Below are 1,562 nucleotides of genomic sequence, written 5' to 3' on the forward strand. Positions count from 1 at the left end.
GAAATCGAAGAACAGATCCGCAAGGGGGCAGCATGAGCGCATATGCACTCGAACTCAAGAACGTGCGCAAGAGCTTCGGCAAGTCCGAGATCATCCGCGGGGCCAATCTCGCGGTGCCCAAGGGCGAGCGCTTCGCCATCATCGGACCCAACGGCGCCGGCAAGTCCACGCTGTTCAACCTGATCTCGGGACGCTTCCCGGTCAGTTCGGGCGATATCCTGCTCAATGGCAAGAGCATCCTCGGCCTGCGTCCGTTCGAGATCAACCGCAGCGGACTGTCGCGCAGCTTCCAGATCACCAACATCTTCCACCGGCTGTCGGTATACGAGAACCTGCGCTGCGCGGTGCTGTGGTCGCTGGGCTACAAGTACTCGTTCTGGCACCGGCTGGGCGGCTTGAAGGATGCGCATGAGCGGGCCGAGGCGGTGCTCGAGCAGATCGGGCTGAAGCGCCGGCGCGACATAGCGGCGGGCCTGCTGACCTATGCCGAGCAGCGGGCGCTGGAGATCGGCATCACCATTGCCGGCGGCGCGGAAGTGATCCTGCTGGACGAACCGACGGCAGGCATGAGCCGCTCGGAATCCGATGCGGCGGTGGAACTGATCCGCAAGGTCACGGTGGGCAAGACGCTCTTGATGGTCGAGCACGACATGAGCGTGGTGTTCGGCCTGGCGGACAAGATCGCGGTGGTGGTGTACGGCGAAGTGATCGCCTGCGACACGCCGCAGAACATACGCGGCAACGCGAAAGTGCAGGAAGCCTATCTGGGCGGGCATGCACCTACGGCTGAAGCGGGGGTTTAGCAAGGCATGCCTTGCTCCCGCGGAAGCGGTCCGGCCTGGCAGCCGGACCGTGGGGACGCCGAAAGCAATCAGGAGACATAAATAAATGACAGCATTACTGGAAATCAAGGACCTGCACGCATACTACGGCAAGAGCCACGTGCTGCACGGGGTGGACCTGAGGGTGGGCGAGGGCGAGATCGTGAGCCTGCTGGGGCGCAATGGGGTGGGCCGCTCGACCACGGTGAAATCGACCATGGGCCAGGTCGACGTGACGGGCTCGATCAAGTTCAAGGGACAGGAGATCACCGGTCTCAAGGCGTTCGAGATCGCGCACCGGGGGCTGGGCTACGTGCCGGAGAACCGGGACGTGTTTCCGACGCTCTCGGTGGAACAGAACCTGATGCTGGGCGAGAAGAAAGGGAAGAAGTCGCGCTGGAGCATGGAGGACATGTACAAGATGTTCCCGCGCTTGAAGGAACGCCAGCACACGCCGGCCGGTGTGCTGTCGGGCGGCGAACAGCAGATGCTGACGCTGTGCCGCACGCTGATGGGCGACCCGGACCTGATCATGATCGACGAACCGACCGAAGGCCTGGCGCCGAAGATCGTGGAGCTGGTGGCCGAGTACCTGATGGAGCTGAAGAACCGTGGCATCTCGGTGCTGCTGGTGGAGCAGAAGCTGGCGATTGCGATGGAGATCTCGCAGCGGGTGTACGTGATGGGTCACGGCGCGATCGTGTTCGAAGGCACGCCCGACGAGCTGCGCGCGAATGCGGC

General features: G+C 63.3%; 2 protein-coding genes. Both read left to right on the forward strand.

Annotation, left to right across the window (positions count from 1 at the left end):
- Positions 1-32 precede the first annotated feature (32 nt).
- Positions 33-803 (forward strand): ABC transporter ATP-binding protein, encoded by a 771-nt coding sequence (locus tag RY831_RS32885; protein WP_326510485.1) that lies wholly within the window; start codon positions 33-35, stop codon positions 801-803.
- A gap of 85 nt (positions 804-888) precedes the next feature.
- A partial coding sequence (locus tag RY831_RS32890) for an ABC transporter ATP-binding protein (protein WP_326510486.1) occupies positions 889-1,562 on the forward strand: 674 nt, incomplete at its 3' end.

Origin of the sequence: Noviherbaspirillum album, assembly GCF_035916955.1 — a bacterium.
Classification (GTDB): domain Bacteria; phylum Pseudomonadota; class Gammaproteobacteria; order Burkholderiales; family Burkholderiaceae_D; genus Noviherbaspirillum; species Noviherbaspirillum album.

What these genes read in the sequence shown, in the direction of transcription:
- RY831_RS32885 (WP_326510485.1), top strand. Translation starts at nt 33, where the DNA reads ATGAGCGCATATGCACTCGAACTCAAGAACGTGCGCAAGAGCTTCGGC.